This window comes from Streptomyces albireticuli, from assembly GCF_021228125.1.
GTDB classification, from domain to species: domain Bacteria; phylum Actinomycetota; class Actinomycetes; order Streptomycetales; family Streptomycetaceae; genus Streptomyces; species Streptomyces albireticuli.
The window spans coordinates 104,578-126,898 of record NZ_JAJQQS010000010.1; the positions used below are offsets into that span (position 1 = coordinate 104,578).

Annotated in this window: 20 protein-coding genes and 1 pseudogene; 12 read left to right on the plus strand and 9 right to left on the minus strand. The window is 70.2% G+C overall.

What is annotated here, in order from left to right; all coding sequences use genetic code 11:
- Window positions 1-180: 180 nt before the first annotated feature.
- The 3 genes from LUZ64_RS19580 to LUZ64_RS19590 form a co-directional block, all read right to left on the minus strand.
- Window positions 181-363 (minus strand): hypothetical protein, encoded by a 183-nt coding sequence (locus LUZ64_RS19580; protein ID WP_170116945.1) that lies wholly within the window; start codon window positions 361-363, stop codon window positions 181-183.
- Window positions 364-475: 112 nt separating this feature from the next.
- On the minus strand, window positions 476-1,276 hold the full coding sequence (locus tag LUZ64_RS19585; RefSeq protein WP_143593450.1) for an oxygenase MpaB family protein: 801 nt from the start codon (window positions 1,274-1,276) through the stop codon (window positions 476-478).
- Between the two features lie 169 nt (window positions 1,277-1,445).
- Entirely contained in the window at window positions 1,446-2,288 is an 843-nt protein-coding gene (locus tag LUZ64_RS19590) for a helix-turn-helix transcriptional regulator (protein WP_095584705.1), read from the minus strand.
- A gap of 260 nt (window positions 2,289-2,548) precedes the next feature.
- On the opposite strand from LUZ64_RS19590, the gene LUZ64_RS19595 reads away from it, so the two are divergent.
- Together LUZ64_RS19595 and LUZ64_RS19600 are read left to right on the plus strand one after the other, a co-directional pair.
- Window positions 2,549-3,481 carry an oxidoreductase gene (locus LUZ64_RS19595; RefSeq protein ID WP_095584704.1) on the plus strand — a complete coding sequence of 311 codons (933 nt, stop codon included), beginning with the start codon at window positions 2,549-2,551 and terminating at the stop codon, window positions 3,479-3,481.
- A gap of 60 nt (window positions 3,482-3,541) precedes the next feature.
- The gene (locus tag LUZ64_RS19600) at window positions 3,542-4,516 is read left to right on the plus strand and encodes an aldo/keto reductase (RefSeq protein ID WP_095584713.1); all 975 of its coding nucleotides are present in this window, start codon (window positions 3,542-3,544) and stop codon (window positions 4,514-4,516) included.
- A gap of 18 nt (window positions 4,517-4,534) precedes the next feature.
- On the opposite strand, the gene LUZ64_RS19605 is transcribed toward LUZ64_RS19600, so the two are convergent.
- Window positions 4,535-5,461, minus strand: coding sequence for a LysR family transcriptional regulator (locus LUZ64_RS19605; protein WP_095584703.1), 927 nt, complete (start codon window positions 5,459-5,461; stop codon window positions 4,535-4,537).
- Between the two features lie 83 nt (window positions 5,462-5,544).
- Between LUZ64_RS19605 and LUZ64_RS19610 the strand changes: the two genes are divergently transcribed.
- Together LUZ64_RS19610 and LUZ64_RS19615 are read left to right on the plus strand one after the other, a co-directional pair.
- A complete protein-coding gene (locus LUZ64_RS19610; protein ID WP_095584702.1) occupies window positions 5,545-6,771 on the plus strand; it encodes an amidohydrolase family protein in 1,227 nt (408 codons plus the stop codon).
- A 4-nt stretch (window positions 6,772-6,775) separates the two neighbouring features.
- The gene (locus LUZ64_RS19615) at window positions 6,776-7,720 is read left to right on the plus strand and encodes an amidohydrolase family protein (protein ID WP_095584701.1); all 945 of its coding nucleotides are present in this window, start codon (window positions 6,776-6,778) and stop codon (window positions 7,718-7,720) included.
- 81 nt (window positions 7,721-7,801) lie between these two features.
- On the opposite strand, the gene LUZ64_RS19620 is transcribed toward LUZ64_RS19615, so the two are convergent.
- Entirely contained in the window at window positions 7,802-8,245 is a 444-nt protein-coding gene (locus LUZ64_RS19620; protein WP_095584712.1) for a MarR family winged helix-turn-helix transcriptional regulator, read from the minus strand.
- A 116-nt stretch (window positions 8,246-8,361) separates the two neighbouring features.
- Between LUZ64_RS19620 and LUZ64_RS19625 the strand changes: the two genes are divergently transcribed.
- Window positions 8,362-9,618 carry a multidrug effflux MFS transporter gene (locus tag LUZ64_RS19625; protein ID WP_095584700.1) on the plus strand — a complete coding sequence of 419 codons (1,257 nt, stop codon included), beginning with the start codon at window positions 8,362-8,364 and terminating at the stop codon, window positions 9,616-9,618.
- A 627-nt stretch (window positions 9,619-10,245) separates the two neighbouring features.
- Here LUZ64_RS19625 and LUZ64_RS19630 read toward each other — a convergent pair.
- From LUZ64_RS19630 to LUZ64_RS19645, 4 genes are read right to left on the minus strand one after another with little or no spacing between them, the layout of a single operon-like run.
- Window positions 10,246-10,665: a hypothetical protein gene (locus LUZ64_RS19630; protein WP_211305175.1), complete on the minus strand. Its 420-nt coding sequence runs from the start codon at window positions 10,663-10,665 to the stop codon at window positions 10,246-10,248.
- A gap of 3 nt (window positions 10,666-10,668) precedes the next feature.
- Window positions 10,669-12,759: an integrase gene (locus LUZ64_RS19635; RefSeq protein WP_211305174.1), complete on the minus strand. Its 2,091-nt coding sequence runs from the start codon at window positions 12,757-12,759 to the stop codon at window positions 10,669-10,671.
- Entirely contained in the window at window positions 12,756-14,441 is a 1,686-nt protein-coding gene (locus tag LUZ64_RS19640; RefSeq protein ID WP_143593449.1) for a hypothetical protein, read from the minus strand. The genes LUZ64_RS19635 and LUZ64_RS19640 overlap by 4 nt, the downstream gene beginning before the upstream one ends.
- Before the next feature lie 59 nt (window positions 14,442-14,500).
- Window positions 14,501-16,018 carry a site-specific integrase gene (locus LUZ64_RS19645; protein WP_232398629.1) on the minus strand — a complete coding sequence of 506 codons (1,518 nt, stop codon included), beginning with the start codon at window positions 16,016-16,018 and terminating at the stop codon, window positions 14,501-14,503.
- 249 nt (window positions 16,019-16,267) lie between these two features.
- Between LUZ64_RS19645 and LUZ64_RS19650 the strand changes: the two genes are divergently transcribed.
- The 7 genes and pseudogenes from LUZ64_RS19650 to LUZ64_RS19685 all read left to right on the plus strand — a co-directional run bounded on the left by LUZ64_RS19650 (window position 16,268) and on the right by LUZ64_RS19685 (window position 22,316).
- Window positions 16,268-17,455, plus strand: a complete 1,188-nt coding sequence (locus LUZ64_RS19650) for a hypothetical protein (protein WP_095584697.1) — start codon at window positions 16,268-16,270, stop codon at window positions 17,453-17,455.
- Between the two features lie 478 nt (window positions 17,456-17,933).
- On the plus strand, window positions 17,934-18,260 hold the full coding sequence (locus LUZ64_RS19660) for a hypothetical protein (protein WP_095584696.1): 327 nt from the start codon (window positions 17,934-17,936) through the stop codon (window positions 18,258-18,260).
- 116 nt (window positions 18,261-18,376) lie between these two features.
- The gene (locus LUZ64_RS19665) at window positions 18,377-19,630 is read left to right on the plus strand and encodes an MFS transporter (RefSeq protein WP_095584695.1); all 1,254 of its coding nucleotides are present in this window, start codon (window positions 18,377-18,379) and stop codon (window positions 19,628-19,630) included.
- A 26-nt stretch (window positions 19,631-19,656) separates the two neighbouring features.
- Entirely contained in the window at window positions 19,657-20,154 is a 498-nt protein-coding gene (locus tag LUZ64_RS19670; protein WP_211305173.1) for a hypothetical protein, read from the plus strand.
- A 110-nt stretch (window positions 20,155-20,264) separates the two neighbouring features.
- Window positions 20,265-20,707 (plus strand): annotated as a pseudogene (locus tag LUZ64_RS19675) (hypothetical protein).
- Entirely contained in the window at window positions 20,704-21,471 is a 768-nt protein-coding gene (locus LUZ64_RS37200; protein WP_095584693.1) for a hypothetical protein, read from the plus strand. The pseudogene LUZ64_RS19675 and the gene LUZ64_RS37200 overlap by 4 nt, the downstream one beginning before the upstream one ends.
- A 395-nt stretch (window positions 21,472-21,866) precedes the next feature.
- Window positions 21,867-22,316 carry a hypothetical protein gene (locus LUZ64_RS19685; RefSeq protein ID WP_143593448.1) on the plus strand — a complete coding sequence of 150 codons (450 nt, stop codon included), beginning with the start codon at window positions 21,867-21,869 and terminating at the stop codon, window positions 22,314-22,316.
- The last annotated feature ends 5 nt before the right edge of the window (window positions 22,317-22,321 follow it).

Consider the following 22,321-nt stretch of genomic DNA (forward strand, 5'->3'; position numbering starts at 1 on the left):
GGTTGTACGGAGTACGGGCAGCGCTCGTCGTACCCGAAGGGTGCCCACGGCGTCGATCCGATACGAGAGCGGGGCGGTGCGGGACGTGCCGTTCCGGCATCTGCGGGTGGCGGATTTCGTCGAGTCGGTGCCGTGGAGACGGGTCCGGTCTGCCCATGGGCAGGCGCACTACTCGGGTAGCTATGCGTTCCCTGACGTCGGCGCCGGTGATGCCCCTTCATCGGCGGACGCCCGGAGAAAGGCGATGATGTCCTGGACGCCGGGCTGGTAGCCGTCCGAGGTGTCCACGGTCAGGGTGGGGACGCCCAGGGAGATCGGGACGAAGGACTGCAGGGATTGCTCGCCGGCGACTACACCGTCCACCAGATAGATCAAGAGTTCGAATTCACCCCGCGCACGACCTACCGCTACCTCAGGATGGACAGCAAGCAACTGTGACGTTGCGCGGACACCAGGTGATGCTGCATGACCTTCGTCAACGGGTTGCCAGCCGTATCTGCGCTGCGTACGCGATGCGGAGCGCACGGCGGGTCAGGCGGACCAGGTAGGCGGGCGGTGGGTCCTGCCCGATGGCGGCAAGGACGTGGTCGTGGTGGAGGGAGAGCAGGACGGCGCGGCCGAGCCGGTGTAGGGGGCGGGGGAGCCAGCGGTGGTTGAACTGGTGGATGAGGGCTTCGGCGCTGCGTCGTCCGGCGGGGGTTGGGCGGTACCACTGGGGGGATTGTTCGTAGTCGCGGAGGGCCTGCTGCATGCCGGTCCAGGTGGTGGGCAGGTCGCGGATGTTCATACGGGCGCCGATGGCGCGCCAGTGCTGGACCTGAGCGGCTTTCTCCCTGTCGGTGAAGGCGTTGATGCCGGCGAGGGTGAGGATCTCGTCTGACAGAAGAGTGAACAGTGCGATGCCGTGAACGTACGTTTCGTGGGAGAAGGGGTAGCTGCGGGCGTAGTGGACGTGCATGCGCTGGACCCGGTCGATCGATGCGGCGGCCTGCGGGCTTGCCGCACCGTGCCGGACCCAGTGCTGGAAGTAGGCGATCGTGTCGTCGGCGCGGGCTTGTCCGCTGCGGTGGATCTTTCCGGTGCCGGCGCGGTCGACGGCGGCTGCCCCCTCGGCCTCGCCGACGATCCGCATCAGGCCCAGGGTGTAGAGCAGGTGGCTGGTGAAGGCTGCTCCGACCGGCGGGGTCATCCGGCGGGCGATGCCGCGCATGATGTGCGCGGCATCTTCTGCGCTCTCGTGCTGGTGGTCGGGCTCCTGTGGCAGCGGTTGTGACACGGGATCCTCCTGCTCAGGTGATCAAGGGCGGGTCGGGTGGCGGCCGCCGAGGCTGACGGACGCTCCCGCTCGGTGGTGCGAAGGAGTCCGGACCGCCGCCTTGGGCGCATTCCGGCCCTCGTCGGCGCCTGTCCGGGGTGCCTGGGCGGGCTGGGCTGGGCGGGTGGTGTCAGGTGGTGAAGGTCTGGTGGCCGAGGACGCGGAGGAATTCCAGGCGTTCGGCGGCGTCGGTGCCGGGCTGGGGCCGGTAGAGGAAGAGGCGGTTGCCGGTGCTGGGGCTCAGGACGACGTCGCATTGCAGGTCGAGGCGGCCGACGTGCGGGTGGAGGAGGGTCTTGCGGGCGGAGCGGACGGTGGCGACCTCACCCAGTTCCCAGATGGCGGAAAACTCCTCGCTGCGCTCGAGCAGGTCGTTGACGAGTTGCTCGCCGGCTGGGTGGGGGCCGTGGCGGTAGACGGCCGCGCGCAGGTCGGCGACGATGACGCGGCCCAGTGACGCGTGGTCTTCCTGTGGGTACAGACCGCGGCCGCTGGGGTGGGTGAACCAGAGCCAGGCGCCGTTGCCCTCCCGGCCCGGACGGTTGGCCAGCGGTCCCAGCAGGGCGACGGCCGCGGCGTTCTGCACGATCACCGTGCCGAGCTCGTCGACAATCTGCGCGGGGGTGTCGGTGAGGGCGTCGACGATGTGCATCAACCCGGGGTCGGCGTAGCCGTCGGCGGAGTGGTGTTGTGGGGGCTGGTAGCCGGCGACGGCGTAGAGGTGGTCGCGTTCGTCGGTGGACAGGCGCAGGGCGCGGGCGAGGGCGCCGATCAGGGCTTCGGAGGGGTTGACTCCGCGTGCCTGTTCGAGGCGTTCGTAGTAGTCGGTGGAGATGTTCGCCAGCATGGCCACTTCCTCGCGGCGCAGGCCGGGGGTGCGGCGCCGTCCGCCGGGGATGAGGCCGACGTCGGCGGGGCGCAGGGCCTCGCGGCGGGCGCGCAGGAAGCGGCCCAGCTCTCGGCGGTCGGTCATCTTCGGTGCTCCCTGGCGGTACGGCGGGCACTGCGAGCAGATCGGGGCGGGGCCGGCTCGCAGTCGCTGACATGACCAGCTTGATACGTCCGCCTCCGGTTATCCACGTACTGCCGGACCGACGATAAACGCACCGTGGATACCTCTTCGTGCCTGCAGCAGGCTGGGAGACAGCCGCTGGGAGACCTCCTCCCGGACCGGTGTTTTCGCACGTAGACGGTGCTTTGCAGCCGTCGAGCACTGCTGAGGAGCTTCATCCCATGGCCAAGTGGACCAGCGCCCGCATCCCCGACCAGAAGGGCCGGACGGCTGTCGTGACCGGGGCCAACAGCGGTCTGGGTTTCCAGACGGCCCGAGAGCTGGCCCGCCACGGCGCCCACGTCGTGATGACCGCCCGGGACCGTAACCGCGGCACCGCCGCCGTGGAGCGGCTCCTGGCCGAGCAGCCGAGGGCGAGCGTCGAGCTGCGCCTGCTGGACCTGTCCGACCTGGACTCGGTGACCGCCTTCGCACAGAAGATCCTCGACGACGGCCTGCCGGTGGACGTCCTGGTGAACAACGCGGGCGTCATGTGGCCCCCGCACCGGCTCACGCCGCAGGGCTACGAGCTGCAGTTCGCCACCAACCACCTCGGCCACTTCGCGCTCACCGGCCTGTTGCTGGGCCATCTGGAGAAGTCCGCCGCCCAGGGCCGCGACGCCCGCGTGGTGACGGTCAGCTCTGTCGAGCACCGCGGCGGCACCATCTTCTTCGACGACCTGCACGGCGAACGCGGCTACGCCCCGCGCGCCTACTACTCCCAGTCCAAGCTCGCCAACACCCTGTTCGGCCTGGAACTCGACCGGCGGCTGCGCGCGACCGGATCGACGGTGACCAGCGTCCTGGCCCATCCGGGCTACGCGAGCACCAACCTGCAGTCCAGCGGCCCGACCGGCTTCCTGCGGTTCTTCTTCTCCAAGCTCGCCAATCCGCTGATGGCCCAGCGCGTGGAGAAGGGCGCCTGGAACCAGCTCTACGCGGCCACCGCACCCGGGGTGCAGGGCGGCCAGTTCATCGGCCCGGACGGCTTCGGCGAGTACCGGGGCCACCCCGCCGTCGTCCAGCCCGACAAGGCCGCCCAGGACCTGGACGTCGCCCGTCAGCTGTGGTCGGTCTCCGAGCAGCTCACCCAGGTCCGCTACCCCTCCCACTGACCACTGCCCGACTCCACCACGTCCATCGACGAAGACATCCGGAAGGCACCACAGATGACCATGCACAAGCGCGTTCTCGGCCGCCAGGGCCTGACCACTTCCGCCCTGGGGCTGGGCACGATGGGGATGACGATGTTCTACGGCCCCAGCAACCGCGAGGAGAACATCACCACCATCCGCCGCGCGTTCGACCTGGGGGTGACCCTGTTCGACACCGCCGAGGTCTACGGTGGCGGCACCGGATCGAACGAGCGGCTGCTCGGTGAGGCCGTCAAGGGCTTCCGCGACGAGGTGGTGCTGGCCACCAAGTTCGGCTACGACCTCGCCAGCCCCGGCGGTCTCAACAGCCGGCCCGACAACATCCGCAAGGTCGCCGACAACAGCCTGCGCTACCTCGGCACCGATCACATCGACGTCCTCTACCAGCACCGCGTCGACCCGGACGTGCCGATCGAGGAAGTCGCCGGGACGGTGAAGGAGCTGATCGAGGCAGGCAAGGTCCGCTACTTGGGTCTGTCCGAGGCCGGCCCCGAGACCATCCGCCGCGCTCATGCCGTGCAGCCGGTCTCGGTCCTGCAGACCGAGTACTCCGTCTTCGAGCGGCACGTCGAGGACACCGTCCTGCCGGTCGTGCGCGAGCTCGGGATCGGGTTCGTGCCTTATGCCCCGCTGGGACGCGGGTTCCTCACCGGAGCGATGAAGCCGGCCGACCAGTACACCGCGGACGACTGGCGCCGCCTCGACCCGCGCTGGCAGGGCGAGAACTTCGACGCCAACGCCCAAGCCGTCGCCGCCCTCACCGAGCTGGCCTCGTCCAAGGGCATCACCACCGCCCAGCTCGCCCTTGCCTGGCTGCTCGCGCAGGGCGACGACATCGTCCCCATCCCCGGCACGCGCAGCCCCGAGCGTCTGGCGGAGAACATCGGCGCCACCGGCGTCACGCTCACCGGCCACGACCTCGCCCGGATCAAGGAGATCCTGCCGAACGGCGCCTTCGGCGACCGCTACGCGGCCCCCTTCATGCCCAAGGGCTGACACCGGCCCCGACCCGCCTCAGCCGACGAGGGGCTCTTCCGCTTCGAGTTGGCGGGCGGTGTCGTGAACGAGGGTGCGGAACCAGCGGTGGCCGGTGTCGTGGGTGTGGACGGGGTGCCACCACAGGGCCTCGTTGATCGGCCCGGCGTCGAAGGGACAGGGGAGCACGCGCAGGGACGGCGGGAGGGGGACGGCCCTGGTCAGGCGTCGCTGAACGACGGCGACGCGGTCGGTGCCGGCCACGTACAGGGGCAAGGCCAGGAAGCTGTCGGTGACCGCTTCGGGCTTCAGCTGGAGGCCGCTTTCGGCGAGGCGGTGCAGCATGAAGCGGGAGTCGCGCGGCTCGAACTGCCCCAGCACCCACCGCAGTCCGCCGATGTCGTCCGCACCGGGTGCGGCGCGGGTGAGGGGGTGGTGCCGGTCGGCGATGACAACCCATTCGTCGGCGAAGAGCGCCAGGCTCGGCAGTCCGCTCACGCCGCTGTCCCGGGGCGCGATCAGCCCGTCCGCTGCGGAGGCGCCGGCTTCGTCGTGCATGGCTTCGGGAGTGGCGAACTGGCGGAACCGCAGCCGGGCGTGCGGTGCCCGCTCCTGGAAGGTGGTCAGGAGCCGGGGGCCGATGACGGCCATGGCGTAGTCGGAGACGTGGAGGGTGAACTCCCGCTCGGTGGTGGCGGGGTCGAAGTGGGATTTGGTGGCGAAGAGCCGGTCGGAGAGCTGCAGGACGCTGCCGGTCTGTTCCTGCAGTTGTTGTCCGAGGGGGGTGAGGCGGTAGCGGTTGCCCTCGCGTACGAGCAGGTCATCGCCGAAGTGCCGGCGCAGGCGTGCGAGCATCGCGCTGGCCGCCGGCTGGCTGACCCCGATCCGCTCGGCCGCGCGGCTGACGTGCCGCTCCTCGAGCAGGGCCTGCAGGGCGATGAGCAGGTTGAGATCAGGACGGGCCACACCCCAAGACTATCAACCAGGCTGATATATCCATATGGATCATTGATTTCCTTTATGGCTGGTGCGGCAGAAGACTCGATGGCATGAACCAGCACGAACCGAGCCTCGCGCTCACCAACGCTCTGCTGATCGACGGCACCGGCGGCCCCGTGATCGACGGCGCGACCGTCGTCGTCTCCGGCGGCCGGATCGCCGCCGCCGGGACCGGCGCACCGGTCCCTCCCCACGCGACGGTGGTCGACCTGGAGGGCAAGGCGGTCCTTCCGGGGCTGATCGACGCCCATGTGCACCTGGGAGGACTGGGCTTTCGGAGCACGCCGCCGTTCGGTGGCCGGGCCGCCACCGACGACTACGCCGCCGCTCGGGAAGGGGCCTTGCGGTACGGGGTCACCACCCAGCGCAGCCTGGGCGACTTCCTCCACGACAGCATCGCCGTGCGGGACGGCATCGAGAACGGCACCCTGGCCGGGGCCCGCGTCGTGACCAGCGGGCCGAGCTTCCAGGTCGAGGGCGGGCACCCCAACGCCACCGTCTGGGGCAGCGAGCCGGCAGCCGTGCGGGAAGGCGCACGCATGCCGAAGACGGCCGGAGAAGCGGAGCGCATGGTCGACGAGCTCGCCGCCGCGGGCGTCGACCTCGTCAAGATCATCATTTCGAACAACGCGATCTTCGGCCCGGCCCGCCCCGAACTGAAGATGCCCTGGCACCTCACCGAGGCCATCGCCGATGCCGCCCACGCCCGTGGGCTGCGGGTCGCTGCCCACACCGAGACCGTCGAGGACGCCAGGACGGCGGTCGAGCGCGGTGTCGACGACATCGAGCACCTGGTGCTGCGCGCGGAGGAGCCGCAGGACGAGGCCGCCGCCGAGGCGCTGTTCGCCCTGATGGCCGACCGCGGCACCTACCTCGTACCCACCATGGTGGCCCACCAGTTCGAGGCGGCCGCCGACGGGGACGCCCGCACCCTGCGTTACGGCAACCATCTGGTCCGCCGCGCCTACGAGGCGGGCGTACGGCTCGGGGTCGGCTCGGACGCGCACTCCCCGGGGCTGCACGGCTGGAAGCTGCGCGACGAGCTGGTGATGATGGTCCACGACCAGGGCATCCCGGCCCCCGCAGCCCTGTCCATGGCGACGAAGACCAATGCCGAGCTGCTCGGCATCGCCGACCGCCTGGGCACCGTCGAGCCGGGCAAGAGCGCCGACCTGCTGATCGTCTCCGGCGACCCGACGCAGGACATCACCGCCATCGGCCGTGTCCACCAGGTGATCCGAAGCGGCCGAGTCGTCTTCGACGGCGAGGGAGCGTGACCACGTGACGAAGATCGACGTCCATCACCACTTCCTGCCCGACTTCTACCGCCAGGCGCTGATCGACAACGGGCACTCCCGCCCCGACGGCATCTGGGGCATCCCCGGCTGGGACGAGACCTCCGCCCTGCGGATGCTCGACGAGGCCGGGATCGCCAAGGCGTATCTGTCGATCTCCTCCCCCGGAGTCCACTTCGGCGACGCGGCCGCGGCCCGTGTTCTGGCCCGGCGGGTCAACGAGGAGGCCGCGCGGCTCGCGCGCGCCCACCCGGGCCGGTTCGCCTTCTTCGCCTCGACGCCGCTGCCCGACATCGACGGAGCCCTGGCAGAGATCGCGTACGCCTTCGACGAGCTCGGCGCCGACGGCGTGGTCTTCGAGACCAACTTCGACGGCCTCTACCTGGGTAACGAGCAATTGGAGCCGGTCTATACCGAACTCGGCCGTCGCAACGCCGTGTTGTTCCTGCATCCCACCAGCCCCGCCGCCCCCTGTACCGGGCATGCCCCGGCCCTGCCGTATCCGCGGCCCATGCTGGAGTTCCTCTTCGACACCACCCGGACGGTGACCGACATGGTGCTCTCCGGTGTACTGGAGCGTCACCCCGGCCTCCGCGTGATCGTCCCGCACGCCGGTGCCGTCCTGCCCGCCGTCGCCTCGCGCGTCGACGTCATCGGCGCGCGCACGGCCGGCAAGGAACACCAGCAGCCGATGCGCAACGCCCTGCGCACGCTCCACTTCGACCTGGCGGGCATGCCCCTGCCCGAGATGCTGCCGGCGCTGCTGAACGTCGCCGACCCGGCCCGTCTCCACTACGGCAGCGACTGGCCCTTCACCCCGCTGCCGGAAGTCCTCGCCTGGGCCGGACGCCTCGAAGCGGCCACCACCGCCCTCGGTGAGGACGGCATCACCAAGGCCTTGCGCGCCAACACTGAGGCGCTCTTCAGCTGAACATCCGGACATCGCTGCCCGCCGGCTGCCCGTACAGCCGGCGGGCAGCCCCGCACCGCCCGGTGAGCGCGCGGGGGCCCTTCAGCGCCGGCGGTCGCCGGCCGTCTTCTCGACGTGATCGCCCATCACCTCGGCGAGACGCTCCAGTGCCTCGAGCACCTCGGCGCGGGCGCCGCCCAGCGCATGGAACATCTCGGCCTCCACCGTCAGGCGCCGGGGGAAGAGCGAGTCCATCAGGCGCTTGCCCTCCTCGGTGATGGTCACCAGCGACGCACGCCGGTCGGCCGGATTGGGCGCACGCTCGATCAGCCTCCGCCGCTCCAGCTTCGCCAGCGCCTTGCTCACCGCCGCCTGGGTCAGCCCCAGGTCCTCGGCGAGCCGGCGCGCGATCACCGGCTCTTCCTCGTACCGCAGCGGCACCAGGAAATCCAGCTCCTGCAACGTCAGCGGGGCGCCCTCGACGAGCGGCTCCACCGCGCGGTCCAGCAACGACGCGCACCGCTTGATGAGCGTGACGATCTCCATCGAGGACGTGTCCAGCCCAGGGTTGTTCGCCGCCCACTGGCCGCGGACCCTGTCCGAGTGCGCGTGCACCGGACCTCCAATTGCTTAACTGGTTATGTATTGGTTACGGTTTTTCCATGGTATCCCCGACCCGAACCACAAACAGCACCCCCGGCACGGCCGCCCCCGCAGGCCGCAGCGCCGCCCTGATCGCCGTCCTCGGCGCCCTCAGCGCCGTGGCACCGCTGGCCACCGACATGTACGTGCCCGGCTTCCCCGCCATGGGAGCCGCCCTGCACGCAAACAGCACGGCGATCCAGCTGACCATGACCACCTTCCTCGCCGGCCTGGTCGCCGGACAGCTGGTCATCGGCCCCCTCAGCGACACGATGGGCCGGCGCAGACTCCTCATCGGCGGCACCGCCGCCTTCGCCGCCCTGTCCCTGGCCTGCGCCCTCGCACCGAACGTCCAGACGCTCCTGATCCTGCGCCTGCTCCAGGGCGTCGCGGCCGCCACCGGCATGGTCCTCGCCCGCGCCGTCCTCAGCGACCGCTTCGACGGCCCCGAGGTCCCCCGCTACTTCGCCCTGCTCGCCCAGGTCCTGGGCATCTCCCCGGTGGCCGCCCCCGTCCTCGGCGGCGCCATCCTCAGCGTGACCACCTGGCGCGGCATCTTCGTCGCCCTCGCCCTGGCCGGCGCCCTGCTCACCGTGGCAGTGCTGGCCAAGGTCCCCGAGACCCTGCCCCCGCGGAAGCGGCAGTCACAGGGGCTGGCGAACACATTCCGCACCATGGGCGGCCTGTGCCGTCGGCGCGCGTTCATGGGGTACGTCCTCGTCCTCGGCCTCACCTCGGCCGCGCTGTTCGCCTACATCAGCGGGTCCAGCTTCGTCTTCGAGCACCTGCACGGTGTCTCGTCCACGGCCTACTCCCTGATCTTCGCCACCAACGCCGTCGGCATGCTGATCGCGGGCTTCGCCTTCAGCAGGCTCTCCCGGAAGATCAGCCTCAATACCATGCTGACCACGGGCGTCGCCATATGCGGCCTCGGGGTGACCGGCCAGCTGGCCATCCTCGGCACAGCCGGTGAAACCCTCGCCGGCACCTGGGCCAGCCTCTTCGTCACCCTCCTCGGCGTCGGACTGATCTTCCCCGCCGCCACCACCCTCGGCCAGGCCCTCGGCCGCACCGCCCCCGGAGCCGCCTCCGCCCTCCTCGGCGGACTCCAATTCCTCTTCGGCGCCCTCGCCTCCCCCCTCGTCGGCCTCTTCGGCGAAACCAGCTCCACCCCCATGGCCCTCATCATGCTCATCGCCGTCGCCCTCGCCGCACTCGCCCTGATCACCCTCGCCCGCCCCTGGCTCCGCCACGGCGAAACGCTCACTGACAACTGACCTCCCACCCGGGGCGGGAGCCCACGTCGCCTTCCCTCCGGTCTCCGCGGTGGCCGGAGAGAACCCGAATGGTGAGCGGCCACCTATCCCGCCACACATCGGCCAACCACGGATCCACGCTGCCGCCCGATGTACGGAGAAGTGAAAACTGCTGGCCAACCCCTTCGCCGACGTGGCGGCAAGTGCACGCGGGCGACGCTCTGGATCGGCATCGGCAGGTCAGCCCGGATCCTGGCTCCGGAGCGAGATGCCGTCTGGTGCTGCCGGTCCCGTCCCGCGCCACAGCCCAGCGGCCCCGCCGCCCATGGCCTCCGCAATGGCAGCATCGCGCGAAGCGCGGCTCCCATTCCGAGACCGCACTGCCGTCCTACATAGCCGAGGATCCCCGGTTAGCGAAACCGGGGATCCTCAAGACGATGGATGCCTCACTCGTTGTCACCAGCTCGGCCACGAAGGCGCCATCAATTGCTCACCATCCACCGACACCGTCGATGCTCATCGTGCCCGGATTTCGGCATTTCTGCAGGAGCCAGCGCTGACGAAGTAGCGGACCCTACAGTCTGGGACCCGAGCGGCATGACCTCAGCTGCCGAGGCGGCTCGGATAGGTCGGGGCCTGCCTGTCCCGTCACGGCGCTGGGGGCTGTGGCTGGGTGGGCAGAAGCCGCACGACGTTGTCCGGAGCAGTCAGCTGCTGTCGGTATCGTCGGTTCTCCGTGGTGAGTTGGTTCACGACGCGCACCAGGGCCTCGACGTCCTGGCGGAGCGCGGTCAGTTCGGCTTGGTCCTTCTGCCGCAGGGTCTTGAGTTTGACGACCTGCTTGCGAAGCCGGAGCTCGACGTCCGTGGGTTGTCCCCGCTCTTTGACCTTGGCGTAGAACTCGTTCTTCAGGTCCAGGTGGCGCTGGGTGAGAGCGTTTCGGGGGACGTCGGCTTCGGTGGCGAGGGCGACGATCGTCAGTGCGCCGTTCGAGTGCTGTGGCGTGCCGGACAAGATGCGGTCCATGGCGGCACGGATGCGGTCGCGTTCGTCCAGGGCTGGGAGCACCGGTCAGCTGCTTTCGTTCGTGATGCGGGTGGCGTCGTGGCGGTCGGCGGCGTGGCGCAGGGCGGCTGCGCTTCGCCGCAGTCGTTCGGCGAGCGGGTCGGGGACGTGCACGGCCTTGGTGTCGAGTTCGTCGGCGCGTCGGCGGAGTTGTTCGGCTTGGTGGTCGGTGCGTGCGATGTTCGCGCAGGTACTCACGCAGTCGTCCAGTGTGGGAGTTTTGGTGGTGGTATCGCGTCGGCAGAGGGCTTTGTCGGGCTTGTAGACGCACATCAGCAGGGCGTGGGGGTTGTCGTAGACGGCCAGGTTTGGGTTCTGCAGGACGTCGCGGGCGGTGCGGGCGGTGATGGTGACGCCCTGGAAGCGGTGGGCCTGGGCGGCGGCGTGGATGGCACGTCGGGCCGCGGGGCCGGAGATGCCGCCGCCGTGGTCGAGGTCGTCTTGGAGACTGGTGACGGTGTCGATGGTCGCCAGGGCGGTTTCGACGTCGAGGAGGTCGTGGATGCCGTCGCGGCTGCGGGAGGCGTAGTTGCCGCTGATGGCGGTGCGCAGATGGCCGTACTGGATGGCGAGTGCGACGAGTCCGCCGGGGCGTCGGGCGATGTGCCAGGCCAGGGTGCGGCGAAGGCGGCTGGCGCCGATGGCTCCGTACGGGTCCGGTGGGATGGTGTGCTCGGGCAGGTCCAGGCGGATGGCCTCGCTGTTGACCCAGGTGATGAAGTCCTCGATGCGGGTGTTGATCGTCTCCGTGTTCAGCGAGCCGGTGCCCGCCGCAGCACGCTGTCCGTGGACACCGTGGTCGAAGAGCAGGCTGCCGCTGGGGACGAGACGTTCCAGGACGCGGATGGCGTTGACGACGGGCTTGATCGCCACCCAGGGGACCTCGCGCATCACACCGGCAGGGACGTGATGGCCGCGCTCGTCCTGGGCGGTTTTGAAGGTGTGCCCGTAGATCAGGTGCCGGCCCGACCGCGGCGGTGGGCAGCAGCCGCTGCGCAGGCCGAGGACTTCGCCGGGCCGCATTCCGGTGAGGTAGGCGATCACGATGAAGCAGGCGGTTCCCAGGTGTCGCACGAGGGTGGCGGCCTCGTGGTAGTCGATGTACTCGCGCCAAGGGCGGCCTTCGACCTTGCCGGTCAGCTTGGTGTCCAGCCGGCACGGGCCGGCGTTGAGGGCGAGGTAGTCCAGCACGGCGGGCTTGCGCAGGCGGTAGTGGGCTTGTGGGATCGTGGCGCCGGTGAGCGCGGCCACGTAGGCGGGCGCGACGCCGACGGCACCGCGCACCCAGGTCGAGGGAAGTGGCCGTCCCCGACGGATGAGGTCGTCGATGAAGGCGGTGACCGCCGCAGCGGTGCCGGGAGTGCCCGGGCCGGGGTTGATGCTCGCGTGCAGGCGACGCCGTTCCGCCCAGGCGTCCAGGATGTCGTCGGCGAGGCCATCGACCATACGGATAGCCCAGACCAGCAGCGGCCCCATGGTGTCCGCGGCGACCGCGTCGGTGACGTTCTCGCCCTGCGGGCTGGCAGGGGGCAAGTAGTCATCCACGCCGTGGGTCTCCCAGGGAGGTTCAGGGACACCAAGCGGATCCGGGCTGAGCTGGTCGAAGGCCCACAGCCGGGTGAGGGCTCCGAGCTGCGTACCGACGTAGTTGCGGGAGGTACTGGTGAACGTGGCCGTCGCGTAGTCGGCGAGCATCTGCGGAGTCAGGTCGGCCAGGGTGGTGATCGACCGCGCCTGGAGCCAGTCGGCCAGGCCACGCCAGACCAGCACGGTGGCCGCCATCCTGGCGACACTGACGCGGGAGCGCCACCCGCGGGGGCGTTCGCGCAAGAAGAGGTTGGGCAGCGTCTCGTTGACCATGGTCCAGGCGATCAGCCTGAACTCCTCGCGCAGGCATGCGGGGAAGGGCTCCCACCAGATGCTGTAGCCGAACGCGCTGGGGTTGTCGGTCAGCGGGGCCAACGGCCACACCGCGTCGCCGTAATGGGCGATCGCACCGGTATGGCCGGCGACGACCCAGGTGTCGGTGACGAAGGGATCGTCAGCGCAAGGCGCCGACCGCTCGGAGCGGTGCGCCTGCAGCGCGGCGGCGGTCATCGGTCGAAGTCTCCCTTCAGCAACAGATCGACCAGGTCACGGTCGGCTTCGGTGACGGTGTCCAGAGCCTGGTCCCACACCGCCGTGCCGAGCCTGGCTCTGAGGTCTTCCAGGCGCTCGTGGGTCTGCTGCCAGCGCGACGCCCAGCGGGCCGGATCCAGCACGCTGGACAGCTGCTCCAGGCAATGGTGCAGGTGCGCGAGGCGCGGATGGTGCCCGGGGTGAATGCGGGCATTGGTGCAGGCCAGGCAGAGCAGAAACGATGCGGTGCAGGCCGTGCCCGGGGCGGTGAACTGGCTGTGATCGATGTCATGGCAGTCCGCAGTCACGGTCGGAACATCCCCGGCATCGGCCTCGGGCCGAAGACGAGCGGACAACACCGCGCGGCGAGCGCTGGCCAGTGCGTCACCGACGCCGGCGGCGATGCTCTCGATCGCCTGCTCCTGCATCCGCACATCCGGCAGCACGTAGATCGAATCGTGGGTGTCCTGGGTGTTCTGCCCGGGCTCGCGCCGCAGGTGGACGTTGCTGGTGCGCCGGCCGCGCCGGAACGGCGAGCTGGCCAGCTTCTCCGCCTGGGCCCACCTCTTGCCCATGACGGGGGTCACTCCCACCCGCAGGACGCCGAAGGCTTCTCCGTACGAGGCAGTCACCCGGGAGGGATTTTGAACGGTTGCTCGCCAGACCATCAGCCGGTCCACCTCCGGGTGCTGCTCTGCCAGCAGGGCTCGGGCGAACTGCGTGGCTTCGAGGGCCTGGGTGATCAGACGGCCTGGCGAGTTGGCGCCGAAGTCCGCAAGGTTGCGGGTCTCGAAGTGCCGGCCCGCACCGCGGCGCGGCTTCTCAAGCTCCAGCCGCCAGACCAGGTGGCCGTCCTCGCCCCCGTCCGAACTCGCCCGAGGCACGCGCAGGCGGGAGATGGTGGACAGGTTGAAGCCGTACTCAACGGTCAGCAAGGCCGCCAGGGCGGTGGCCTCATGGCCCGTCAGAAACAGCCTCTGCCGGAACTGGCGCATGTTGTCGACACCCGAGGCAGCGCGCCGGCGCCGGATCGTGCTCGCAGCACTGCCTGGTGCCTGGCCGAGATCACCGTGGCGGGCGAGGTGATCGAGCTCTTCGCCGAGCAACCACGGCTGGCATCCCTCGTCAAGCTCGCCACGGCGCCAGGCCACCAGCGTGCGAGCGTTCTGCGTGATCCGAAGATACGCCGTCCGGAAGACACGGCGGGCCGTTGCGGTCAGCCGCGCGAACTCTGCCTGGGAGAAGGACTGCTCCACCGGCTTGGCCTTGCCGATCCGTTCGGCTATCGCCTCCCGCGCCGCGAGCGGAACCCGTGGATGCTCCCTCAGCAGTGACGCCATAAGTTTCAGCTGGGCTCGGCCGCCTGGTCCGGACGGCCGACTCAGCCGCCACCGCTTCCAGGTACTCGCGGTCAGCCCCTCCAGATCCTTCGGCGCATCGTCCTGGGCCGCCAGCCAGGTCACGAACTGGCGCACCGCCCACCACGCCTGCTCGCTGGTCTTGTGCGACGTCCAGCCTCCGGAGCGGGTACAGCGCGCGGCGAACACTTCGGCCAGCGACCGCTTCAACGGCTTCGCACCCGGCAGGACGGCGAAGTCGTACCGCACGAGCTTGCCATCACCGTCACGGTGCTCGACCACCAGCGTGCCGGCGTGCAGCACCGGCGGGCGGGTGGGCACCGACCCGGTCGGCGGAAGCGCGGCCCGGCGACCCCGGCCGCTCACGACGCAGCCATCCGGTCATCGATGTCCTGGATGCCTTCGGCCTCCCGGGCCAGCCGGGCGAACACCCCGTCCAGCGACCCGGCCACTGGCACCGCCTGAGCCGCCGGAGCGATGGCCAACAGTGATCTCAACTGCAGGTCAGCGACGGGCGCGAGGTAGTGCTCCACCGTCGTCTCCCGGCTGGCATGGCCCAGCAGCATCTGCACCATCCCCCAGGCATCGCCGTACAGAAGCCGGTAATCGCGACGCTCCTGCGGGGTCAGCCCGAACCGCTCGTCCATCAAGTAATGCAAGATCACCAACATGTAGAGGGCAAAGCTGTGACGACATCCATGCGGCGTCAGATAGGGCGCCTCCACCACTCCGCGCACCGCCGCATGTTCGCGCCTGCCGCCCGCCAGGACGGTGCGGCACCGGTCGTTCGCCGCGGTGAAGACGCCTTCCCACGAATGTGGCAAGAACGGCAGTCCCTGCTCGTTCAGCCACAGCCACAACGGCTCCGGGCCCCCGCCGCCCTCGATGTAGAAGGTCGTCCGCTCACTCACCGAAGCCGCATTCAGCTCCGTCCGCCCGCGCACCCCGTCCCGGTCGCACCAGTGGACGATCCTCCGCGGCCCGTTGGTGACCCGCACTACCAGGCGCATCTCAGTGATCTGGTCGTAGCGGCCGACGGCCTGGGCAGCACGCACGGCGCGGGCCCGGGCGGATTCCACGTAGCTTTCGATCTGCCCGACCACCTCGGCCGGCACGTAGTACGTACGCGGCTTCTTCGACCGCGTCACAGCCGCCGCAACCCGACCCACCAGGTAGCGCCCGCCCTCCAGGCGCAACTCCGGCACCTCGAACGTCAGCAGCGAAGCACCTTCCGACCTGCGCAGCCCCGACCCGTAGAGCAGCCGGGCGAAGGCCACGTTCCGCGCCTCCAGCCGCCCTCTCCAACCGGCAGAGGGCAGGCCATCGCGGGTGCGGCCTCGCAACCCCACATCGACCCACCGGCGAAAAGCCCGCGGCGTCAGCCAGTGCACGTTGCTGCTGCGGTAGTCCTTCGCCCGCTGGACCGGGACGGCCGCGACCGCGCCGCTGCGGAGCGTCAGGCTGCGGGTCTCCACCGGATTCACCGCGACGAAGGCGTTGCCAGGGCGGGCCGCCCATGTGTACAGCCCCGACAACGCGGCCAGCTCACGGTTCCACTTCGCGCCGCCGACGCGCTGCGGATTCTCCGTGGCCTCCTGCCGCCAGTACCGGTAGTCGTCCAGATCGACGGCAGTGGCCTGGGTCCACAACTCGCCGTGCGCCCACAGGAAGTTGAAGAACAGACACAGGTCGGTGGCGTAGTTCCGCTTCGTCTCCGGGGTGTGCCCGGCGAACGGCTGACTGCTGAAGTACAAGGTCGTCAGCTCGTCGACCCGGTAGTCCGGAGCCAGGAGGATCGGATCACCCGGCCGGATCTGAACCGAACTCTCGCGCTCCCGCAGATCGCTCCAGCCCTTCAGCTCCGGGACTCTCGTCGGCACTTCAGCCCTTGTCCTGGGTACCCAAAACACACGCCACATCCGGCCCCTCCGAGACGCTCTGTACGGCTTCAACACCTCCATTCAATAGGGAACTCGGACCAGATGACACGGCAGGTCCGCTACGACGAACTGGAGGTAGCGGCACGACAGCACGCGTGGAACTTTGGGCACAGCCTTCGAACCGCCCTTGCCGTCCCCGACCTCACCGCGGCGTAGAGCCCAGCGCTCACTCCGCACCGCCAGGAGCCTATGACTTCCACGAGCGCCCCCGCGCAGATCACCCTCTTCTTCAGTCGAAGCGTCGGCATCGTCGCCGCCGCCAATGGCGAGAAATACGCCTGGGCTCAGACCGCGCTGGAGGCCAGCGGCTTCCAGCGACGCAAGGACGGCACATATGTCCTGGCCCTTGGGGATCCGCAGGTCGCCCAGGCCACGTTGATCAGCCTTCTTCGTATCGCTGACCGACACCGGAGCATCGTGAAGATCACCGGCCGGTCCTACATCCGTGACGTCGCCGAGGGCATCGCCGGGCATCTGCCCGGTGAGTGGAGCGTGACGGTCGATGTCTACAGCCACCCCGTGTGGCAGGAGGATCTCGTGCCGTGGCTGTGGGATGCCGGAGAACTCTCCCAGGCCATCCAGACCACCCGGATTCCCTACGCCGCAGTGCTCACCGACGGCACCGGAATCAACCTGCTGCTCACCGAACGCCCCGGTCACCACCATGACTACGTCGTCGGCGCGTTCGCACCGGACGGATTCGACGACAACTACGACGAACCGCACGCACCGAGCAGCATCGTCGTACCCGGCGCGGCACAGCCTTCCGCCCACGCGATCAGCCACCGCTTCCTGCCCGCCTACCACCAGGCCGTGCACACCCGGCGCACCGCCGCCGTCGCCTCCGCCCTGGGCCGGATCCGTGAGGAAGGCCAAACGTGGGAGGCGATCAAGGAGTCCGGCCGCTACAGCGACGGAAGTCCTCTGGCACCCGAGGGTCTTCCCGGAGCCGAAGAGGCGTTCGTCGGTCTCTCCTGGTTCGAATTCCGGGATGTCCTGCTCCACGCCCCGGCCGTGCTGGAGCGCTGCCGGCCCGCTGATTCCGCATGGCCGCAGGACACCGCCGCGCTCGACCGCCTCCAGGGCGCCCTGGGCCGCGGACAGGAGATCCTCTCGGAGTGGAACGCTCGGCTCGAGGGGCTGCGTGCCACGTCGAGAACGCCGCCCCGCGAGTCCGACGCCGATGTCAAGGCTGAGCGGGACGCCCGGATGCAGCCGGTGATCGAGACATGGCTCGCCGACGGCGACGCGCTCCTGCGCCAAGCGGGCGCCGCCGCTCCCGCCTCCCCCAGCGCCGGGCCCGTACGTAGCCACACCGTCGCCGCCCTCCCACCTGCCCTGCCAGCACCCCCCGGCGCGGTGCCCGCCCGGCGTTGATCTCGCGCAGAAAGGTTTCGCTCCTGCCTGAGCACTTCCACTTCGGCACCCACCCCCGCCACGGCTTCGCCGCTACCGCCACCGCGAACATGCCCGCACACCTGGCTGATTGGTTCCTGACGCGGGAGCAGTTCGAACCGGTCCCCGGCGGCTCTGGCCTGTACCGGCTGTCCAATCCGGAACAGGATGGGCAGCGCCGGGCCCGTCAGGCCGTGCAGGACCTGCGTCGGCACGAGTATGGAGTCCAAGCCGATTACACCCTCGACCCCGCCCTCACCCCGGGCCCTCCCCGGCGCGCGGCACGCCACGGCCTGACGGGCCGTCGCAGCCGGATCGCACAGGCCGCCGCCACACATTCGTCCCAGCGGCCCCCGGCCTCTGGCACTTCTCCCGGCGCTCGGCCGATCCCGCCTCAGCCCTCGTACGCTCCGACCGTCGGAATGGTGCGGTCCGCGGGTCCCGGACGGAGCGGGTGAGCATGAGCAGCGATCCGATCAGCATCGTCCGCGGGCCCGGCGGTGAAGTGGAAGTCGAGGGTGTCCTGGACGCGTTCGCCGTCGGCATCCTGACCCACGCCGGGTTCGTGTCCTGGCCAACCTTGGGTGACTCCTGGGCCCGGTTGCCATTCGACATGGGCCGCATGTGGGAAAACGAACGCGCCAGCTGGGCCGCCGACATGCTCACTGCCGCCCGATACCAGGTCGATCTCGACCCGAGCTTGCGTCCGGCTGCTGCCCGTCGCACCAAGACGGCGATGACCGCTCAGCCACCGCCCTCGAACGCCAGCAGGGGCCACCGCCGCTGATCGCCGACACCCCCTCGGCGCCCCGCCCCCAGAGCCGGCGTCCTACCGCTCCGCCCCACAGCACCGCCGGCACCGCTCGGCGACGCGCCCACCGCAACCACGGAAAGCACCACGCGTTGACCACGAACAACCGCCCGACCGAGCCACCCGGCTCCCGCCCGGTGCTGGCCCACCCGCACGTCGCTCGCCTCCTTCTGGGCACCCTGGTCGGGCGCCTGCCCAACGGCATGGCCCCTGTCGCCATCCTCCTCCTGGTCACGGACCAGGGCGGATCCCTGTCGCTGGGCGGTTCGCTATGTGCCCTGTACGGTCTGGCGTCTGCCGTCGGGCAGCCGCTCCTGGGCCGGATGGTCGACCGGCGCGGCCAGACCCTGGCCACCTCGACGGCCGTGATCCTCACCAGCATGTGTCTCGTGCTCCTGCCCGTGATCGACGCCGCCGCGCAGCCCGGCGTCGCGGCCGGCCTCGTCGCGCTCGCCGGGCTGAGCACCCCGCCGTTGGAAGCCAGCCTGCGGGCGCTGTGGCCGCACGTGCTGCCCGACCCGGAACGGCAACGCGCCGCCCTGGCCCTGGACACCGGCACCCAAGGGCTGATCTACGTCGCCGGACCCCCGCTGGTGGCTGCCCTCGTCGCTGTCACCGGCCCGGGCGCCGCGATGACCGTCACTGCGGTGCTCGGCCTGATCGGTGCGGTCATCGTCCTGACCGCGTCGCCGTCACGGAACTGGACGCCCGTACCCGTTCCCGGGTCCGGGGCGTTCGGTCCGCTGCGGCACCGCGGCCTGCTGCTGCTCTTTGTCGCCCTGACCGGCGCCGGCTTCGCGCTGGGCGCCATGAACGTGTGGGCCGTGGCCATGGCCGACCGGTACGAGGTGGGCCTGCTGTCCGGGCTGATCCCCGCCGCACTGTCCACGGGAAGCCTCGTCGGCGGGCTCCTCTACGGCCGGCGGACCTGGCCCGGCTGCGTCACCACCCAGCTCACCATCGCCGCCGCGGCTTTCGCGGCCGGGTGGCTGCCGCTGATGACCGGCTCCGGGCCCATCGCGGCGACCGCCTTCACCGCGCTGCCGGGCCTGTTCCTCACCGCGCTAATCACCAGCGCCTTCCTGACCGTGAACGGTCTTGCCCCGGTCGGCACCACGACCGAGGCGTACGCCTGGTTGATCGCCTCGATCGGTACCGGCCAGGCCGCCGGGACCGCCCTGGCCGGCGCCCTGGCGACGCAGCCCTTCAGCTGCTCGGCGCTCCCGGCGGCTGGTGCCGTCACCTGCCTCGCCGTGCTCGTCGGCGCCCGGCGCAAGATCGCCCTGCCCAGCGCAGTCCGCCGCGGCCGACACCGGCGTGTTCCCGTCCACGCCGCCCGTCCCTGACCTTCTCTCACCAAGGAGACCCCTACATGACTGTCCGAAAGACCTGGAACATTGACCACCGTTGTGGACACAGCGTGGATCACGATCTGTCGAACCGCCCGGCGGACAAGCGCGCCGGCCTCGCCCGCTGGCTCGCCGGAAAGGACTGCACCGACTGCTGGAAGGCCGCCCGGGAGGGCGACGGTACCGGCAAGGAGGAGTGGCTCGCCGCCAAGCGCGCCGAGGAGCAGCAAGCTGCCGCCGCGTGGGCCCAGCAGTTCCAGATGCCTCCGCTGGACGGCCCTGCCAAGGCTCTGGACTGGGGTGAGCGCTCGCGCCATCAGCTGGTGAGTGCCGCCTACACCGCCCTGGTCTCCGAAGGTTCTTGGGATGAGGCGGACTGGGCCGAGCTGGAGGAGAAGGTCCGCACCGTCACGCGCGCCGGGTGGTGGATCGACCAGCGGGATGCCGAGGCTCTGGATCTGCCCGAACTCCTGGATGCGGCCACCGACGACGACCGCGGCACGGAAAACCCGTTCCGGTAGAGGCGCGGGCTTATACCCGGTGATCCCCGGTTAGCGAAACCGGGGATCCTCCAGACCATTGAATCCTCCCCACCGCCACCCTGTGCCGTTCGTAGAAGGAACTCACCGCTGTGCCCGACGACGCCGCACCCCGCCCCCCGCACATCCCCGCCATCTGGGCACCGGTCCTCGATCGCCTCACTCCCAAGCGCGACATCACCCACGCGCACTTCCGCCCCGGCGAGCAGGTCGTCATCTTCAAGGGCGTCGCCGACGGCGATCTGTGGGGCGACGCCATGACGGTCGTCACCCCTCGTGGCACACCCCGACCGACGAGGACGGCTGGCGGCTGCGCAACCCCAACGGCGGCCAGCGCACCTACATCACCGCCCACCCCCGCTACATGGTCCACCTCTCCCGCCGCTGCCCTGACTGCCTGATCCACCACCGCGCCCTGAAGGAGCTCCTGCTGCCCGCGTACCGGGAGGCGACCGGCATCGTCGACTGCGGCTGGTACACCGTGACCGCCCTCAACCAGCTGGTCTACATCGACGACGCCCGGCACGGCCGATGACCGAACGCACCACTGTTCTCGAGCAGGTCCGCGCCACCGCGGCCACGGCCGCTGCTTCCGGCGACGCGTGGCCGGACGTCCTGGCCGGGCTCCTGACCGAGTTCCACGCGACCTGGCAGGAATCCGCCGAGGCGTGCGCCGCCGTCGCCTGGCAGGCCCGCGCCACCGGGGGCAGCGCCCTGCTCGTGCTGCGGCCCGAGCAGATCACCTCCCCCGGGCCCGACCCGGTCACCGCCCGTACGTACCGGCATCTGTATCTGTCCGGCCTGCGCTACGACTTCCGCTGCCCCAGCATCGAGGTGCTCTTCCACCGCATGCCGCCGGCGGTCGTGCACAGCCTCGACGCCTACAGCCGCGCCCTGTGGGCCTTCGCCCTGCTGGGCCAGTCCCGCACGGACGGCTTGGCACTGATGGACAAGGTGCTCGCGGAAGCCGACGGCCACCCGAAGACCCTGCAGGTGCTGCTTCACGGGCTGTGGCTCGGCCACCGGCTTCCCGGCCGCGAGGAGCACATGCTCCAGCTGCTGAACCTACCGCCCTTCGCCGGACGCACCGACCCGATCGCCCTCCTCCACAAGGCCGCCTCCCTACGCGGCCTGGGCAACTACCGCAAGGCCCTGGACCTCATCGACCAAGCACTCGGCCTGCTGCCGCCCGGCGACACGGCCGCCCACGCCGACCTCGTCCGCGAACGCTCCTTGAACACAGCAGCACACGACTGGGCACACCTGTCCCAGCTGTCCGGCACCTCGCCCCAGCGGTGATCGCGCGCGTCCACCGGCCGTGCAGATCCTTCACCGGAGCCCTCGGCGAAGCCTTCGACGGCGCTCTCGCTCCGGACGAGAATCTGGCTGACGACATCATCCTCGTCCACTCCCCCGGCCTCTCCGCCGACGGTGATCGGCCGCGCTGGACCAGCAGGGATGTGGCAGAGCACCTCGCGGCCCCTGCCCGCCGACACGCTCAAGGCCCGCTGCCAGAGCAGCCGTTGGTGTTTCACCCCTCCGTCCGCCTTCACCCTGACGACCGCGAGCTCACTCGGGCGGAGTGGTCGCAGACCGCCCGCCGACTCGCCCGCGCCGCTGGGATCACGCCGCCGGGAGACAAACAGGCGTGCCGCTGGGTCGCTGTCCAGAGCGGGCCCCGCTGGCTTCATCTGGTGGCCAACCTCATCCGGGAGGACGGCACCCGGGCCCGTCAGCCATACCGGCTACCCGCGCACCTTTTGTCCGAGTCCCGCCGCATCGCCTCCGACCTTGGACTCCGTGTCGCCGGGAGCACCACGGACGGTCCGCAAAGTGTGCAGGATCCCGCGGTCGCCGGCGCCGCGCAGGCGACGCTGCTACACCGACTCGCGGAGGAGAGCAACGGACCGCTGGCGGAGGTCCGGCGGCTCGTTGAACAGGTGGCATACCACGTCGCGGACCTTCCCGATGGCCGTGGCAATGAGGCGGGCCGGCGTCTGGAGTGGGCCGCCCGGCGTCTGTTCGCACTGCAGCAGGATCTCCAGGCCACGGCCTCCAGCCTGGACCGGGCCGCCCGGCGCCCGCCTGCCGCTTCTCAGGTTCCGGCGCCATCGCCGGCCGCGCCGGTCCACCGCTCCCGCTGACAATC

Coding starts and splice junctions, on each gene's coding strand:
- LUZ64_RS19590 (WP_095584705.1), bottom strand. CDS start 2,288: ATGACCGACCGCCGAGAGCTGGGCCGCTTCCTGCGCGCCCGCCGCGAG.
- LUZ64_RS19650 (WP_095584697.1), top strand. CDS start 16,268: ATGACTTCCACGAGCGCCCCCGCGCAGATCACCCTCTTCTTCAGTCGA.
- LUZ64_RS19660 (WP_095584696.1), top strand. CDS start 17,934: ATGAGCAGCGATCCGATCAGCATCGTCCGCGGGCCCGGCGGTGAAGTG.
- LUZ64_RS19600 (WP_095584713.1), top strand. CDS start 3,542: ATGCACAAGCGCGTTCTCGGCCGCCAGGGCCTGACCACTTCCGCCCTG.
- LUZ64_RS19620 (WP_095584712.1), bottom strand. CDS start 8,245: ATGGAGATCGTCACGCTCATCAAGCGGTGCGCGTCGTTGCTGGACCGC.
- LUZ64_RS19625 (WP_095584700.1), top strand. CDS start 8,362: ATGGTATCCCCGACCCGAACCACAAACAGCACCCCCGGCACGGCCGCC.
- LUZ64_RS37200 (WP_095584693.1), top strand. CDS start 20,704: ATGACCGAACGCACCACTGTTCTCGAGCAGGTCCGCGCCACCGCGGCC.
- LUZ64_RS19635 (WP_211305174.1), bottom strand. CDS start 12,759: ATGACCGCCGCCGCGCTGCAGGCGCACCGCTCCGAGCGGTCGGCGCCT.
- LUZ64_RS19610 (WP_095584702.1), top strand. CDS start 5,545: ATGAACCAGCACGAACCGAGCCTCGCGCTCACCAACGCTCTGCTGATC.
- LUZ64_RS19670 (WP_211305173.1), top strand. CDS start 19,657: ATGACTGTCCGAAAGACCTGGAACATTGACCACCGTTGTGGACACAGC.
- LUZ64_RS19595 (WP_095584704.1), top strand. CDS start 2,549: ATGGCCAAGTGGACCAGCGCCCGCATCCCCGACCAGAAGGGCCGGACG.